The sequence below is a fragment of the Agathobacter ruminis genome (genome assembly GCF_002735305.1).
In the GTDB taxonomy this organism is placed as follows: domain Bacteria; phylum Bacillota; class Clostridia; order Lachnospirales; family Lachnospiraceae; genus Roseburia; species Roseburia ruminis.
The window spans coordinates 31,060-46,848 of record NZ_PDYG01000135.1 but is presented as its reverse complement, the minus strand read 5'-3'; the positions used below and the strand labels follow the sequence as shown (position 1 = coordinate 46,848).

Sequence of the window (15,789 nt, the reverse complement as noted above, 5' to 3'; positions counted from 1 at the left end):
GCCCCATTGTTGAATCCAAAACTAAAAAAGTAAAAATCCCTCATTCCAATTATAGAACTTTAGTCACAGTTTTTCAACAAAATGGTCTGAATTATTTGTGAGATCAAAGAGACTCTTCCAAACGGTGTCATGAAATAAAAACCGTCTACAAAAGGTGCAATTTTTTCTGCAATCCGGCAGGAAAATGTGATTCCAAGCCGTTCGCCTTCTTTCCTGTCGGCGCCGACATATGCATCGATCATTTCCTGTGGAATCGTGATGCCATTGATTTCTTCGTTCATAAAGCGTGCATTGCGCTCACTGACAACCGGAATAATGCCTCCAAGGATATATGCGCCTTCGAGTGTTTTGCGCGCCAGGCGGATATTTTCCATCGACTCCTCCGTCATCACAGGCTGTGTCAAAAATCCGATGCAACCCTCCTGCATTTTCTGCTGCGCACGCTTTAATTCCACATCAAAATTCACCGCATTCACATTCAAAGCGCCAAACATTGCCATCGGTGCTTCCGCGAACAATTCATCATTTAACGAATTGACATATCCCATCATTTTGCGCGAATTGAACTGATATACCTGCTTGACTTCATCGCGCTGCGCGGTCGGAATCGGATCTCCTGTGATAAACAAAACATTGCGAACCCCCTCCGCATGTGCCCCAAGGAGCAGGGCCTTTGTGGCATTGGTATTGCGGTCTCTGCAAGTCATATGCGGAATAATATCCAAATCCAACTCCCTTTTCACTTTGCACGCAAGCAGTGTGGAATCCATGCGTGCAACCGCAATCGGGCAGTCTGCGATTGTCATTGCGTCAATTCCGCTTTGCTGCAGCTGCGCTGCCGCTTCCATAAATTTGCTGACATCCGCATTCTTCGGAGAATCAAATTCAACAGCAATCACTTTTTTCCCACTTTTGAGTTTAGCCAGCAGTCTGTTGTCAGGCGCAACTTCCACACGTGTTCTCACTTGCTGCTTTTGGTTTGCTTCCAACTCGTCAGCTATGGTATATTGTTCCATTTGCGCCAATTCGCGTGCAACTCCCGCGATATGTTTCGGGGTCGTACCACAGCATCCTCCGAGAATCGGAATCCCTTTTTCCGCAAGGATTCGCATCTGTTTTGCATAATAATCGACACTGCCGTCAAAGAATGTGCGGAACCCGCGCACCACCGGATAACCGGCATTCGGCATCAGCGACATCCGTCTGCGCTCTTCCACAGACAAACGTTCCACCAGCATTCCCAGATGTTTTGGACTCGACACACAGTTCAATCCGATATAGTCCACCAGACCGGATTCAAGGAATTCGCGCATCAGGCTCTGATAATAACAACCCTCCGCCGAATATCCATCCGGCATGACACCAAACGATACGAGCACAAAAGCGTTTGGCTGCCGCTCTTTCAAATAAGCGATTGCCGGGAGCAATCCATTGTTTGCAGATTGTGTCTCAAATAAAAAATTGGTTGCACCCTCTTCGAGAAAAACATCGATTGCAGAGGTAAAGTATGCCTCACACTGCTCATTGGTCTCACCCTGTGCAGGTCCGAAGTCTGCGAAGATATATACATCTTCACCGGATTCCTCAACTGCTTCTTTCGCAATTGCATACGCGCGCCGAATCACCTGTTCCTGCATCTGTCTGTCCTGATCGAAGCAATGAAATGTATTGGTCTTAATTGCCCTTGCGCCGGCTTCTATATAAGCACTGTGTACACTTTTCACCTGCTGTGGGTGAATCAGATTTTCTTTCTCGCAATTTTGAATATCTGTCTGAAAGCGTTGTGTATAATAAGTTCCGAAGCCCCCGTCAAACAACAGATTATGTTCTTTTATATATTCTCGAATTTCCTGCAATTTATGCTCCTCCAAATACTTCTTTTGCGACAGCCACCGATGCTCTTGCATCGACACAATAATAATCTGCGCCCATTTTTTGTGCGAATTCCGGAGTCAGAACCGCACCGCCTACCATAATTTTGACCTCCGGCACTTCACGATGAAGCGCCTCAATGGTTTCTTCCATTGCAGGCAGTGTGGTTGTCATAAGTGCAGACAATCCAACCAGCCCGGCTTTGTGTGTCACGGCTGCTTCCACCACCTTTTCCGGCGGAACATCACGTCCGAGATCAATCATGCGATATCCGTAATTTTCGAGAATGACTTTGACAATATTCTTGCCGATATCATGGATATCGCCCTTTACAGTACAAATAACAATGGTTCCGCTCGAAACGTTTTCTCCGTCATCCTTTGCATGTATGCGTTCTTTAATCATATCAAAAGCCGCGGTTGCAGCATTCGCGGAACTGATCAGCTGTGGCAAAAAGATTACCTGCTTTTCATATAATTCCCCGACATGATCCAATGCCGGAATCAATTCTTTGTTGATGACTTCCTCTTCCGTATGCGTCTCAAGCAGTTTTTCCGCCAATGCTCGCGTTTCATTTTTTAATCCTTTGAGCACCGCTTCCTCGATATTCATCTCCGCATTCGAGGCCTGCGACTCTGCAGTTCCGGTTCCCTGCTGTACGATGGTCTTTTCATTGCGATTGGCAAAGCGCGCAATATAAGATTCACAATTGACATCTTCCATCGACAATACCTTAAAAGAAGCAACCGCATCCATCAGTGCAAGCACATTCGGATTGATAATCGGAAAATCCAGTCCGCATTGCATCGCCTGAATCAGGAAATTCTCCGTAATATGGCTGCGCGCCGGCAGACCAAATGAAATATTGCTGACACCAAGGCAGGCATGTAATCCCATCTCATGTACCGCCCTCAGGGCCTTTAAGGTCTCAATCGCCTGATTCTGCTGTGCCGATACAGTCAAAGTCAGACAGTCAATCAGAATATCGGATTTCGGAATGCCGTATTCTGTCACCCTTTTTGTGATATATTTTGCTTTCTCAATGCGTCCCTCTGCGGTCTCCGGAATGCCATCCTCATCGAGACACAAACCGACCGTTGCGGCTCCGTATTTTTTCAATACCGGCAGAAATGCATCCAGGCGTTCGTCATCGGCATTGACCGAGTTGACAATGGCACGCCCCGCATATACGCGCAAAGCTGCCTCCACCACATCCGCCTCTGCGGAATCAATCTGGAGCGGCACGGAAATCACGCCCTGAAGTGCTTTCACCACTTCTACCATCAGTGTTTTCTCATCCGCCCCCGGCACACCGACATTCACATCGAGGATATCCGCACCGGCCTCCTCTTCTTCAAGTGCAATTTTACAAATATAATCCATATCATGGTCGAGCAAAGCCTGCTGGAACTTTTTCTTTCCGGTCGGATTCAATCGCTCCCCGATGACGCGCACACCACCATACTCTGCCACATTGGTGGAAGAGCAGATTCCTCGCCTTGCACCGGTGCGCGGCTCCGTAAACAGTCCGGTTCCGTCAAATTGATATGCGCCACTTCCCGTAAGCGGGATTCTTGCGATATCGTTTTGCTGCATCTGTGCATAAAGCGCACGAATGTAATCCGGATTCGTGCCGCAACAGCCACCCATTGCAATCAGCGGAAGTCCTTTGTATTGCATCATTTGCTCTGCAAAATCTTCGGCTCCAAGGCGATACTCCCCTGTTTCCGGATCAGGCAGTCCCGCATTTGGCTTGATGACGATTGGCAGATTGGTCCATTCGCTCAGTTCCCTTGCCAAAGGCAGGATTTCATTCGGGCCGAGAGAGCAGTTGATTCCGACCGCTTTCACGCCGAGCGCCTCCATGGTCAATGCAAATGCAGCGATGCTGGTACCTGTAAAGGTACGTCCGTTTTGCTCGAATGTCATGGTCACCCAGACCGGAAGATCTGTATTTTCCAATGCGGCAAGTGCTGCCGCTTTTGCGTCGAGCAAATCGGTGAACGTCTCTATTACCACCAGATCCGCACCGGCCCCGGCACCTGCAATCATTGTCTCTTTATAGGATTCATATGCATCTTCAAAACTGACCGTTCCGAGCGGTTCAAGCAATTCGCCGATTGGGCCCACATCCAGTGCGACCGCAACCGGCTCATGATACATTTCTTCACCCTGTTTGGCAGCTTCACGCGCTGTGCTCACAGCTGTCGATACTGCGATTTCGGTGTCTATCGGACACCCTTCGAGCTTGCGCGGGTTGCCGCCAAATGTGTTTGCGTAAATCACACGGCTGCCCGCATCAATATATTTCTTATGAACATCTCGCACCACATCCGGATGCTCATATCCAAAGACTTCCGGATGTTCGCCCGGCGCTAGGCCTGCTGCCTGCAGCATCGTTCCCATTCCGCCGTCAAGAATTGTAAATTTCTGGTTGCTCATGTTTTGCTCCTATCCGTTTCTAATCTTCGCAACATGCTATTCTCCGCAAAGCACGCCATGCTTGCGGAAGCGACAATGTGCATTCATATTGCAGCTGTCGCATGACCGATGTTTTTCTCCAATCTCATGATCCGCTATCCCGATAATCGCGGTCACCGATTTACGGGGAATCATAATATGTTCCGGCGTCACCGTCAAACCGATGCGGCGCGCTTCGATTACATCTGCATAATGGTTTTGTATTTCCAGCGGCAGATCTCCGTATCCCGGTGAAAAGCGCGTTGTCAAATGCCAATGCTCTTCCCCGTCCCGATATCTGCGACGCAAAATGGCTTCAAAATGATCGCAAACCGACTCAATCAATGTGCTGCCACAGGCATCCATCAAAAGTGCATGCACCGGTTCACGCATCTCCTCCACCCTAATTGCACGGTCAATCGAAGCGCCGATTGTCGCACCAAACAGCAGGACTTCCCTGCATTCTTTTAAATGGGTATGAATATCCTCTCCGGTCAAAAAATTCAGACTCTCCGGCCATTTATATTCCACGATCACATCTCCGACCACAACCGGCTCACATTGAAACAGCGTTGCAATCAAACGCGGCTGCGCCACGGCATTTACCTTTTCCATGCAAATTTGCAGTTGGCTCTCAAATTCATCCGTCAACGGCTGTCCACTGTATCCGACATAACGCAGTATTTCGCTCCGGTCATCCATGGTCAGTCGAATCGAGTCAATCTCTTTTTCTTCCCATGAGAATTTACCCGCATCTTCATTTTGATGATAATTGTTCATCCTATTATCTCCGATATTTCTCGATAAACCGATGTGTTCCATTCACACTTTCGTAAACGCGGATTTCGCAGTTGTGTGCCTTCGGGCGCCATTTGATATGATTTTTGCGGTCCTCAAGATATCCGCACAGCGCACGAATGATTCCGCCATGGCAGACAATCAGAACATTTTCATAATCACAAGCTTCAATCTCCTGTAAAAAAGACCGGCTGCGTGCTACCATGGATTCAATGGTCTCCACGGTCTTCGGTGCCGGAAACAGCTCCGGGCAGGCCCAGTACAATGTCATCGCCGGTCCCATTTTCGTATATTTGCACTGCTCATAGCGTCCAAAATCGGTCTCGATAATGCGCGCATCCACATGCACTTCGTCGCGATCGACTCCGCCGATGATGGAAGCAGTCTCGATCGCACGATCCAGCGGACTTGCAAATACGGCATCAAATTTGATCTCGCCAATCTGTGCACGCGCCTCCCGCGCCTGAGCGATTCCTGTTTCATTTAATTTTGCGTCGGTCAGGCCCTGCATCAGTTTTTGTCGATTCAAATCGGTCTGACCATGTCTGGTAATCCATATCTTCATAGTTTGTTCCTTTTCTTCTTCGCTATCTTATCACATTATAGTCCCGAATTCCACCGTTCGAGCACGAAAAAAGACCCGCGAATCCTTGTATAATCCTAAGATATCGCGGGTCATTATTTCAAATTATATCAGCGTATATTTTATACCTGGAATTTTCCGATTTCTCCGTCGAGTCCGTTAGAAAGACCGGCAAGTGCATCAACCTCATTCTGAAGATTGGTGATTGTCTCTGCAAGCATCTGCATGCTTGAAGAAGTCTCCTGTGTGCTGGCTGCATTTTCTTCTGAAATAGCTGCCAACTGCTCAATAACAGAGGTGAGGACATTCTTCTGATCATCCAGATTGACGGTCTGCTCTGAAACGCTTCCGGAAGCACCTGCAACAGATCCAACCTCGCTGTCAAGCTTGCGGAATCCTTCGAATGTATTCTCGAGCTTCTCGCTCTGCTCGATGATGTCATCGCTTACGCTCTGCATCTTCTCTACAGATGTCTGTGAGTTCTCAATCAATTCGCTTACAATTTCTTCAATCATGCTTGCTGATTCTGCAGAAGATTCTGCGAGCTTACGGATTTCATCCGCTACAACCGCAAATCCCTTACCTGCCTCACCTGCACGTGCAGCCTCGATAGAAGCATTCAGTGAAAGAAGGTTGGTCTGACTTGCAATATTGGTAATTGCAGCGGTTGCTTCACGAATCTTGTTTGCGGAAGCATTGGTCATATTGGTCTGATCTGCCACTTCACGAATGCTTGAAGCGGTACGCTCTGTGATATCTGACAGTTCCTGAAGTGTATTGTTCAATTCTCTTGAGATGGATGTCATTGTATTGACTGCGGTATCCATCTGCTGTGCGTTCATGGAGTTCTTCTCGATTACGCCGCCCATCTGCGAAACCTGATCGCCTGCGCTTGCGGTTTCCTGAGCCTGTGAAGTACTGCCTTCTGCGATTTCTTCTACTGCATTATTTACATCATTGATGGTATTTACCATTGCACTGAAGTTGTCAGTAAATTCCTGATTGCTTCGTGAAAGTGCAATTGACTGCTCACGCATGGTTGCCAGAGTCATCTTCAGCTCGCTGACAAGCTTTCTCAATGCTCTTGCCATCACACCGATTTCATCTTTTCTCTTTGCCATCTTGCCGTTGATCTCGATACGCAGATCCAATCCTGCAACCTGATCAATCTGATCAGAAATCTGATTCAATGGTGCGGTGATTGCACGCTTCAGGAAGAAGAAGAAGCATACGCTCACAAGAATGATCATACCAATCATGAAGCCGATCATGAATAAAATGGTATATGTAACCGGCGAGAAAATTTCCTTTTTGTCGACAGTAACAAGCAGGATAAATTTTTCAGTGTCATTAATATTTCCCACATAATATGATGCATATTTGGTCGTGCCCTTAAAAACATATTCCACAACTTCTGACTTTTTGCTCATGTCAAAAGAGCCGTTTTCAAGTTTCTCACAAATGCCAAGTACGACAGAGTTTTCAACCGGATTGCCGATTTTGTCAGCTGTCGGATGCCACAGCATGGTTTTGTTCTCATCTACAAGATAAGCATAACTGCTCGCTGCTTCGTTCACATGCACATTTGAGAGTAAACCGGTCATCTCTTCCGTTGCATCCGGAGTCAGACCATGTGCAAAGTTATTCTCAAATTCAACCCCGAGAATGTCTACTTCGCTCAACAGATAGTTCTTTGTGATTTTGCTCATTTCTTTGTCAAAAGAAATGCTTGCAACCGTCACAAGAACGATACCTAAGATCAGCATACCAACCACTGTAAACGAAGTGATTTTCATCAGTACACTTTTGCCAAATGATACTTTGTTACCTTTGTTTTCTGTAGCCATTTTATAGCCCCCTTATTAAAATTACTAGCTTAATGCCTATTTCATTATAGCACTTTCTTCCTATATTTCAAACGATATTTTTCTTGCTATTACGACAGTTTTGAGTTCAAGCTACTCAATTATTAATTTGTCAATCAATTAGTTATTTTGAACTAAAAATGCAGACAATTTTTGTGCAATAAACTTACTTCTGCGAATATTCATTTTTGATTATAATTTATTTAACACATACATACTGTTCGGAAAGGATTTGCCTATGAGTCGATTTCAAAAAAGTACGCAGGTTATTACGGATACCGGCATTCGTGAAAAAATGGATATCGCAGGACAAATTGTCGTGCTGGTTTGCCTGCTGGTAATTGCCTTTCTTGTTTTTCTCGGTGTCATGGCAATCATTCACATCGTTTAGACGGAGGTATACTATGAACCGATTAGATAAGGTAAAAAAACGCATCTACGAGATTGTAGAAGCCTCCCAAAAGGGTGATTATGCCAGCAAAGCTTATGACATCATGATTCTGACAGCGGTCATTGTCGGCATGATTCCCCTGACCATCAAAACCGACAACTTTTATACCCGCATGATTGACCTGTCGACCGTCATCTTATTTCTGATTGATTATATTCTGCGTGTCTTTACCGCAGATTACAAAATGGGAGTCAAAATCTACAAGGCCTATGTGGCATATGCATTTTCTCCAATGGCAATTGTGGATCTGCTTTCCGTCATTCCAATTTTGTATTTCCTGTTTCCGACTATGACTTTCTTTGGTCTTTTCCGAATTTTTCGCGTATTTCGCATGCTCAAGCTTGCGCGATATTCCAAGACCATGCGCATCATCGAAAATGTCATACGACGCGTACGCCATCAGCTGGTTGCAGTCCTGATTCTGACCATCATATATATTGTCTCCTCTGCAATGATCATCTTTCAGGTTGAACCGGATATGTTTGATACCTTTTTTGATGCAATCTACTGGGCCACCATTTCCATTACCACGATTGGATACGGAGACATCTCGCCTGTAACCGGTGTCGGGCGATTGATTACCATGCTTTCTTCGTTGGTCGGCATTGCTGTCATTGCACTCCCGTCCGGCATTATCACTGCTGCATATATGCGTGAAATCACAAAGAAAAAAGGTGAACATGAATTATAAAACAAAAAGGGGCTGACGCCTTTAGCTGCGTTTGCCCCGTTTTCTTTTATCTTTCTTATCTTTGCTGTTTCGTTTGTATTCTTCTCTCGTAAAGAATCGCTGTGCTTTATAGGTCACCTGAATCTGCAGGTCTTCCATACGGTAAAGTCTTAAAATCCCACGATAAGTGATCACCCCTGTACTGCGCGTAACAAGCATGCGATCAATGTATATATGGTAACTGTCATTGACAAAACCTCCGATCACCAGCTTTGCTGTCGCTGTTCTGTCAGTGATTTTACCGTCTAATACAAGTTTTTGAAATTCTGGTATCGTATATGTCTCGGTGTGTTCCTGTGTATGTACCACAGAGCTTCGATCAATCAGATCAAGCATTTCACCCTTCGATAATGGTTGGCGTGAGTCCACGATATCGTCCTTTTTCCTTATCTTATATCACTTGATTTATCTATTTTGTATCCATCAGCTTCCCTTTTGTTAAAATTTTAGAGCACTAGATACTATAACACACACTTTCTATAATTACTATACCATAAATGAAATAGTTATTCCCCCGGACTGCTAGAAATTACTTTTCCGGCATTCCACAAATCAATTGCGCGTCCGGCAGCATCTCTGCGCTGCTCTTCATTTTTAAAATCGATTGTGACAGTATGGCATCCGCAATCCAGACACATCACATAATATCCGCAATTGCACTCTTCCTCCAGCAATGCACCGCCGTCACAGAGCGGGCAATCCTGAATATCAAATAATTCTTCCATTGATTCCATGATTATTTCTCGCCTTCCTGATATACAATCTGTCCATTGCAGATTGTCATACATACTTTTCCGTATAGCTCCATTCCGATAAACGGAGAATTGGTCGCTTTGGAAGCAAAGGTCTGCGGCACGGTCCACTTGCACTCCGGATCAAACAATACGAGGTCTGCAGACTTGCCTTTTTGGATGCGACCGGCCTCCAGGCCGTACAGCTTTGCCGGATTGCAGGTCAATGCACGCAGAACCTGCATCAGCTCTGCTTCCTTGCTGCGCACGGCATAAGTCATCACCAGTCCCAATGCTGTTTCGAGTCCGATCATACCACTCGGAGCCTCTGCAATCGGTCTGGCTTTTTCTTCTGCACTGTGTGGCGCATGATCAGTTGCAATCATATCAATCGTGCCATCCGCCAGTCCACGAAGTAACGCCTTGCGATCTGCTTCTGTACGCAGAGGCGGGTTCACACGGGCCAATGCGCCGCGTTCGAGCACCAGTTCCTCTGTCGCAGCCAGATGCTGCGGAGTCACCTCGCCGTATACGCGAATGCCTCTCGCCTTTGCATCCCGCAAAAGCTTCACTGTTTCGGCACTCGAAATGTGCTGAATATCCAGTTTCGCACCGATTGTTTCATTCAGCGCAATATCGCGCTTTACCATTGCTGTTTCGGCCTCAGCGGATGCTCCGCCGAGCCCCAGCTGTTCAGACACAGTGCCCTGATTCACGCCGGCGCTGCAGATATATTTGGGATCTTCCTCGTGCACCGATATCGGAACATCGAGTTCTTTACACACACGCAGTGCCTCTGTAAAGAGTTTCTCATCCATCACCGGAACACCATCATCCGTAAAACCGACTGCTCCTGCCCGATGCAGTGCCTTCATGTCGGTCAGTGTTTTTCCCTGCATTCCCATGGTAACATTGGCTGCCTGCAATACATGAATCGGAAGCTTTTGCTCACGCATTGCTACTTCCTCAAATACTTCCACGCAATCGATTGTCGGCTTTGTATTTGCCATGCATACCACAGTTGTATATCCACCGGCTGCCGCTGCCGCAGCACCCGTCACAATATCCTCTTTATATGTCAGTCCCGGATCACGAAAGTGCACATGCACATCGACAAATCCCGGTGCAAGAATCTTTCCCGCACCCTCAATCATTTGCACCTGCTCCGGATCCACGGATTCCGCCAATCCCTTTCCCATCTCCGCAATGGTTCCATCCTCTGCAATCATCACATCCATGACTTCATCCAGATTCGTTTCCGGATCCATGACTCTTGCGCTTCTAATCACTAACATAGGCTTCCTCCGTTTTGTTCAACATCACTGCCCATTATACTGCTTTTCGACCACAAAATAAATACAAGGGCTTCATTTCATACATTTTCCCTCCGCCCTGCATTCCCCTTCGGCCTCCCTGTCCTCTTCCCCCGCCCCCGCCACTGGTGTCGACCGGGTCTTCGGCCCTGACGCCGCCTGCCAGTCGGTCAGGACACAATAGGCGCGGAAGCTTAGATTCTCCAAAGCCGTACGCGCCAACGGCGGCTGCGGGAACGGTTGCCACCGCATCCAAACAGACAAACCAGACGCTTCGGCTGTGTAATCGGTTCCCCTGTCATAGGATCAAATTTTCTTTCCATTTTCTTTCTGTCTCCTTAATGAATATGATTTGTAGTCGCCTTCCCATTTTCAATGAACACATGTGTTCCGCAAAGGCTGATTTCCGCATCTTCATGCGTGGACATAATCAAAATGCCCCCCATCTTTTGATACTGACGCATCCATTCGTGGATGGATTGTTTGAAATAAATATCCAGCGCGGTCGTCGGCTCATCCATAAATAAAATAGAAGGGATATGATGTACCGCGCATGCAATTGCCACACGACGTTTCATGCCACCCGACAGTTTGCCGACCGGCTTGTTCAAAATCGGTGCAAGTTCAAACGGACGAAGCAATTCATCTTCCACAATTGCCGGATTTGCTCCGAACAATTTGAGATTGTCCCGCACGCTCAACTCTTCCATCAAAGGATTCGATTGCGGAACATATCCGCACAATTCCCGAAATACTTTCGGATCTTTGCGCGGATTGCGATGATAATAATTCAATTCGCCACTGTCCGGCGGCTCTATTCCCGCCAGGATCTGCATCAGTGTTGATTTTCCGCAACCATTGCGGCCAATGACGGCAACACATTCGCCCGGCTGTGCCTCGAATGAAATGCCATCCAAAATCAACTGTTTTCCATAGCTCTTTTTTATTTCACTAATCTGAATCATAAAATAAGTATAGCGAATTGCACTTTTTGGTGCAAGTCGTCATTTTGTGCGAATTGCAATTGCCTTGCTTGCGGCCGCTCGATAGGTCTGATTCCCTGTCTTGTAGGCCACAATCTTGAAATAGTATTTCTTGCGCGATTTGAGTTTTTTATAGGTATATGCTGTCTTCGAACAGCCTTTGAGTGTCGCCACCTTTTTGTATTTTCCATTCTTGGATGTCGCGACATATACATAATATCCGGTTGCACCGGAAGATTTTTTCCATTTTAGTTTGATTGAAGTGCGTGTCGTTTTGACTTTTTGAAGTCCTGTGACTTTCGCCGGTTTTGTCACCGCTTTTGTTTTGCTCGCAAGTGTCGGATAAAACAGCAGTGTACTTCCTTGCCAAAATGCGGAACATACCGCAAAATAATAGGTTTTGCCCGGCTTGATTTTTTCGCGCACACCATCGGCACGCACCACTTCCGTGATGCTGTACGAACGGCTACGGACACCTGCCACATACTTCTGGCAGACATAATCGCCGTTGGCAGAAGGCGCATAACAGATTTCATATCCATCGATGAAATTCAGATTGACCGGATTCCATTTGAGGTTGATCCGGTTTGTCGTTGCCGATGCCTGTACCACAATCGGATCGTAAAGACTTCGGATCTGGACTTTGCATTTGACCGTCTTGCCTCCGCATTTTGCAGTGATGACCGCAGTTCCCTGACCGACACCGGTCACTCTTCCCTTTGCATCGACCTTGGCAACATAGTTATCCGAAGTCGTCCATGTCACAGTCTTTAAGGTCGCATTGGTCGGTGCAATGATTGCTTTCAAACTGCGTGTCTCATTGACACGGAATGTCATCACATCTTCCGAAAGTGTAATTTTGGATACCGGAATGCAGACGCGCACATTGCAAACTGCCTTCACACCCGGAATCGCCTGACCGTTTTTGTCGAGCGCCTGCGCTGTAATTTTTGCGGTCCCGGCCACCTTTCCGGTGATGGTTCCGTTCGAAACGGTAGCGATGCTATTATTGGAACTGGTCCATTTGATTTTGCTGAAATTGATCGCATTCTTTGGCGTTACCACCGCAGAGAGTGTTGCCTTTGCACCTTTGTTCAGATTTAACGAAGTCTGCGAAAGTCGAACGGCTGCCGGCGCACCATTTAAGCTGTAATCACTTGTAAATGCCTTGATGCGCAAATTGCCATATTTGGTATCCGGCAGCTCTTCTACGGTAAGTTCATTCCAGTCTGTTCCGTCATACAGATAGCTGCTGTCATTCGGAACGGCAACCGAACCTGTCATTCCGGCCCATCCGGTATAGAGGCTCTCACGATCCGGCTGATAATAATAATATCTCGTTCCATCTTTTTTCCATGCGGTTACAACAACGGCAAAGGAATCCCCGTGATTGAGAATTACAGGATTCTTTAGAGGAATCGTATAAATGCCTGCATAGCTGGTCTTACCGGTCGTCGTGGCTGAGGACACCAGCCTGCCGCCGGTCGGATTGGACGAGTCGGTCGGATTCACATAAATTTCAATCCTGTAATTCAAATCCGTCACATCGGTAAAGGTCAAATTCACTGCCGAGAGCATCTCCGCTTCCGTCCGTCCCTTCGCCTTGAATACATTGGCAGATTTTGGCGCATTGACTGAGACCGGCTCTGCTGCTCTTGAGCCAAAGTGGCCGGCAGTCGCACAATTGGTCCCATCATATTGATAATTGTGATCATAATCCGTGGCCGGCGCAACCGAGTAGGAAAATGCCTGCCAGTGAAGCGATTTGTCACAGTAGGACATCCAGAAATAACTCTGGTTCGAATAAACCGATTTGTTTGACCAGCTGTTTCGCACCAGCCATGCACCTTTCTTTGCCGGCTTCTTGTTGAATTTGCCGGTAGAAAAATTGTCATCCCAGCCTACGATTACAGCTTCATGGTCGATTCCCAGATTCTGTGAACAATAATAACTGTTATATTTGCTGTTGTAGGCATTCGCGTCCGCCCCCTGGTGATAGCTGACCGATACGCTGCCGTTGGAAAGAATGGCGGCTTTGACCGCCTTTGGGTCATCGAGGATATTTAAGATGCGTACATCTGTGACCAGATAATCATTGTCGTACGCCTTGCTTTTATCCACGCCCGCATTCAGATCATCCGGCGTCGGCACCTTCTGAGCGGTTGTCGCAGCAAGCCACTGATTCATGGTATGCATCGTAAAATTGGAATTGTGGCCGGCAGCATACCAGGATGAATTCGTAAAGCGATAATTGTCTCCCTTTGTGCCGCCGAGCGGGTCTTCCACAAAATGTGTTGCATAATATCCAAAGGCATATTCGCTGAGATCGGTTGACTTTCCTGTCTTAATCACGCCGTTTGTGATACCGGAAAATTCGATATTTGCCACTGCCGCAAATGCCCAGCAGCTTCCGGAAAACTGCAATCGCGTGGACGGATATTTGCCGGTCAGATACGCAAGTGCATCGCCCGACGGATAGGTTGCCGCATAAGCCGCATTGAATTGTGTGGAGGACAATTCGAAAAACGAATCAGACTCCACTGCATCCGAAAGAGAGCCCTCATATTCCGCACCTTCCGGGTCCACATCGATCGGTACATAATCAAAAATGGCCGCAGTATCCCCCTGATCCGTCTGCTCCGTTTCAAATGCATAACATTCGGTCGAAACAGGCAGATCAGAGAGCGACACTGCCGCCATTAATAAAATTGCGATTCTTTTTGAATTACTCATCATAAATATAAATCTGTGTGCGGGTCGGAATCGTATCATAAATCCATTTTGCATGATCGATATCCAGACGCACGCAACCGTGCGAAATCTTGACTCCGATTCGTCCGTCCAGCAAGGTTCTCGTGCCCTGACGATAGGTTCCGGAATGAATCAGATAATTACCAAGTATCTGCGTGTAATAATAACAGCTGAAGCCGCGTCCAAAGGAATATCCCTTGATTCCGACTTTATAATACCCGAGCACGGTCGGTGTCGACGGTTTGCCCGGACTGCATCGCCAACATCGGATTGGCTTCCAGTCGCCGGCTTTTCCTTTAAATACAAAGAGCCAGCAATGATCGGTATCGATTACAATATAATAATCGGTCTCGCTTTCCTTTTTGGCTATGCGTTTTGCAGCGGTATGCAGATCATTATTTGCAAATTTCTGCTTATATTTCTTTGTGTCATAATAATACCATTTCTTGCCGGTCTTGTGCCATCCGGTCTGACAAACGCCTTTTGAATTAAAGAAATAATAATTCTTGTTGATTTTTTTGCGGCCGACAAGCGCCCGGCCGTATTTGTCAAAATAATAGCGTTTCTTGCCGACGGTCTTCCATTTAGAAGTCAGGGCACGGCCATATTGATTGAAATAATGATAATATTTCTTGCCGCTTCGCACGACCGGATAAATCCGATTCGTAACCGCGCGTCCGTTTGCTTTGAAATAATAATAGTAGGCTTTGCCTTTGATTACGAGCTTGCGCAGACGGCTGGTATATGCCCGGCCTTTGGAATCAAAACAATAATAATATTTGTTTCCGTCCGATGCCTGAATCCTGCGCAATCCTCCGGTAAACGCATGTCCGTTTGGCAGAAAATAGTAATAGCGAGCCACGCCACTGACCGTCAGACGATGCAGTCCGTTTCGGTAAGCATACCCATTCCGGTCAAAATAAAAATAATACGCTGTGCCATTTTCCGTGATTTTCATCAGACGGCTCTTCACCGGCTGATGTGTCTGCGGATCGTAATACATAATCTGTTGATTGTCCTTGCGAACCAGTCCGCTCGGCAACTCTTCCACATCCGGATCAGTTGGATCTGTCGGATCGGTCGGATCGGTCGGGTCTGTCGGATCCGTCTGTGTGGTCGGTTCTCCGTTATCCTCCGCTCTGACAGTCTCCGGCGCATTCAAAAGCAGCCCTGCGCATATGCAGCCCATGCATAATACGGACCAGAGGATTTGTTTCAAATGCACTTTCATGATAATCGCCTCCTATCGGAA

At 46.9% G+C, this 15,789-nt stretch carries 14 protein-coding genes; 2 read left to right on the top strand and 12 right to left on the bottom strand.

Translation table 11 applies throughout. The features are described 5' to 3' along the window. Positions 1 to 59: 59 nt before the first annotated feature. The 5 genes from CSX02_RS13160 to CSX02_RS13140 form a co-directional block, all read right to left on the bottom strand. On the bottom strand, positions 60 to 1,856 hold the full coding sequence (locus CSX02_RS13160) for a bifunctional homocysteine S-methyltransferase/methylenetetrahydrofolate reductase (RefSeq protein WP_099387013.1): 1,797 nt from the start codon (positions 1,854 to 1,856) through the stop codon (positions 60 to 62). A gap of 1 nt (position 1,857) precedes the next feature. Then, positions 1,858 to 4,314, bottom strand: coding sequence for a homocysteine S-methyltransferase family protein (locus CSX02_RS13155; RefSeq protein ID WP_099387012.1), 2,457 nt, complete (start codon positions 4,312 to 4,314; stop codon positions 1,858 to 1,860). Positions 4,315 to 4,350: 36 nt separating this feature from the next. Beyond that, positions 4,351 to 5,112, bottom strand: a complete 762-nt coding sequence (locus CSX02_RS13150; RefSeq protein ID WP_099387011.1) for a vitamin B12 dependent methionine synthase, activation domain protein — start codon at positions 5,110 to 5,112, stop codon at positions 4,351 to 4,353. Positions 5,113 to 5,116: 4 nt separating this feature from the next. Continuing rightward, positions 5,117 to 5,695: a histidine phosphatase family protein gene (locus CSX02_RS13145; protein ID WP_099387010.1), complete on the bottom strand. Its 579-nt coding sequence runs from the start codon at positions 5,693 to 5,695 to the stop codon at positions 5,117 to 5,119. Positions 5,696 to 5,835: 140 nt separating this feature from the next. Next, a complete protein-coding gene (locus CSX02_RS13140) occupies positions 5,836 to 7,560 on the bottom strand; it encodes a methyl-accepting chemotaxis protein (protein ID WP_099387009.1) in 1,725 nt (574 codons plus the stop codon). A gap of 256 nt (positions 7,561 to 7,816) precedes the next feature. Here CSX02_RS13140 and CSX02_RS13720 point away from each other — a divergent pair, with 256 nt between their 5' ends. Together CSX02_RS13720 and CSX02_RS13135 are read left to right on the top strand one after the other, a co-directional pair. Continuing rightward, positions 7,817 to 7,969, top strand: a complete 153-nt coding sequence (locus CSX02_RS13720) for a hypothetical protein (protein WP_189281593.1) — start codon at positions 7,817 to 7,819, stop codon at positions 7,967 to 7,969. Between the two features lie 13 nt (positions 7,970 to 7,982). Continuing rightward, positions 7,983 to 8,720 (top strand): ion transporter, encoded by a 738-nt coding sequence (locus tag CSX02_RS13135; RefSeq protein ID WP_099387008.1) that lies wholly within the window; start codon positions 7,983 to 7,985, stop codon positions 8,718 to 8,720. A gap of 21 nt (positions 8,721 to 8,741) precedes the next feature. Here the strand turns inward: CSX02_RS13135 and CSX02_RS13130 are convergent, their stop codons facing one another. From CSX02_RS13130 to CSX02_RS13105, 7 genes are all read right to left on the bottom strand, one after another. Further along, positions 8,742 to 9,128 (bottom strand): P-loop NTPase family protein, encoded by a 387-nt coding sequence (locus tag CSX02_RS13130; RefSeq protein WP_143248195.1) that lies wholly within the window; start codon positions 9,126 to 9,128, stop codon positions 8,742 to 8,744. 137 nt (positions 9,129 to 9,265) lie between these two features. Beyond that, positions 9,266 to 9,493: a Lar family restriction alleviation protein gene (locus CSX02_RS13125; protein ID WP_031544398.1), complete on the bottom strand. Its 228-nt coding sequence runs from the start codon at positions 9,491 to 9,493 to the stop codon at positions 9,266 to 9,268. Positions 9,494 to 9,495: 2 nt separating this feature from the next. Continuing rightward, the gene (locus CSX02_RS13120) at positions 9,496 to 10,785 is read right to left on the bottom strand and encodes a dihydroorotase (protein WP_099387006.1); all 1,290 of its coding nucleotides are present in this window, start codon (positions 10,783 to 10,785) and stop codon (positions 9,496 to 9,498) included. A 212-nt stretch (positions 10,786 to 10,997) separates the two neighbouring features. Next, positions 10,998 to 11,126 carry a hypothetical protein gene (locus CSX02_RS14005; RefSeq protein WP_278278654.1) on the bottom strand — a complete coding sequence of 43 codons (129 nt, stop codon included), beginning with the start codon at positions 11,124 to 11,126 and terminating at the stop codon, positions 10,998 to 11,000. Positions 11,127 to 11,141: 15 nt separating this feature from the next. Next, on the bottom strand, positions 11,142 to 11,768 hold the full coding sequence (locus CSX02_RS13115; protein ID WP_099387005.1) for an ABC transporter ATP-binding protein: 627 nt from the start codon (positions 11,766 to 11,768) through the stop codon (positions 11,142 to 11,144). Between the two features lie 39 nt (positions 11,769 to 11,807). Beyond that, the gene (locus tag CSX02_RS13110) at positions 11,808 to 14,519 is read right to left on the bottom strand and encodes an Ig-like domain-containing protein (RefSeq protein WP_189281591.1); all 2,712 of its coding nucleotides are present in this window, start codon (positions 14,517 to 14,519) and stop codon (positions 11,808 to 11,810) included. Further along, positions 14,512 to 15,768 carry a L,D-transpeptidase family protein gene (locus tag CSX02_RS13105; RefSeq protein WP_189281589.1) on the bottom strand — a complete coding sequence of 419 codons (1,257 nt, stop codon included), beginning with the start codon at positions 15,766 to 15,768 and terminating at the stop codon, positions 14,512 to 14,514. Before CSX02_RS13105 ends, CSX02_RS13110 begins: the two co-directional genes overlap by 8 nt. Positions 15,769 to 15,789 lie beyond the last annotated feature (21 nt).

Bases quoted from the DNA above. Each gene is read 5' to 3' on its own strand.
- CSX02_RS13115 (WP_099387005.1), bottom strand. From the start codon at position 11,768: ATGATTCAGATTAGTGAAATAAAAAAGAGCTATGGAAAACAGTTGATT.
- CSX02_RS13135 (WP_099387008.1), top strand. From the start codon at position 7,983: ATGAACCGATTAGATAAGGTAAAAAAACGCATCTACGAGATTGTAGAA.
- CSX02_RS13720 (WP_189281593.1), top strand. From the start codon at position 7,817: ATGAGTCGATTTCAAAAAAGTACGCAGGTTATTACGGATACCGGCATT.
- CSX02_RS13145 (WP_099387010.1), bottom strand. From the start codon at position 5,695: ATGAAGATATGGATTACCAGACATGGTCAGACCGATTTGAATCGACAA.
- CSX02_RS13110 (WP_189281591.1), bottom strand. From the start codon at position 14,519: ATGAGTAATTCAAAAAGAATCGCAATTTTATTAATGGCGGCAGTGTCG.
- CSX02_RS13120 (WP_099387006.1), bottom strand. From the start codon at position 10,785: ATGTTAGTGATTAGAAGCGCAAGAGTCATGGATCCGGAAACGAATCTG.
- CSX02_RS13105 (WP_189281589.1), bottom strand. From the start codon at position 15,768: ATGAAAGTGCATTTGAAACAAATCCTCTGGTCCGTATTATGCATGGGC.
- CSX02_RS13125 (WP_031544398.1), bottom strand. From the start codon at position 9,493: ATGGAATCAATGGAAGAATTATTTGATATTCAGGATTGCCCGCTCTGT.
- CSX02_RS13150 (WP_099387011.1), bottom strand. From the start codon at position 5,112: ATGAACAATTATCATCAAAATGAAGATGCGGGTAAATTCTCATGGGAA.
- CSX02_RS13140 (WP_099387009.1), bottom strand. From the start codon at position 7,560: ATGGCTACAGAAAACAAAGGTAACAAAGTATCATTTGGCAAAAGTGTA.
- CSX02_RS13155 (WP_099387012.1), bottom strand. From the start codon at position 4,314: ATGAGCAACCAGAAATTTACAATTCTTGACGGCGGAATGGGAACGATG.
- CSX02_RS14005 (WP_278278654.1), bottom strand. From the start codon at position 11,126: ATGGAAAGAAAATTTGATCCTATGACAGGGGAACCGATTACACAGCCG.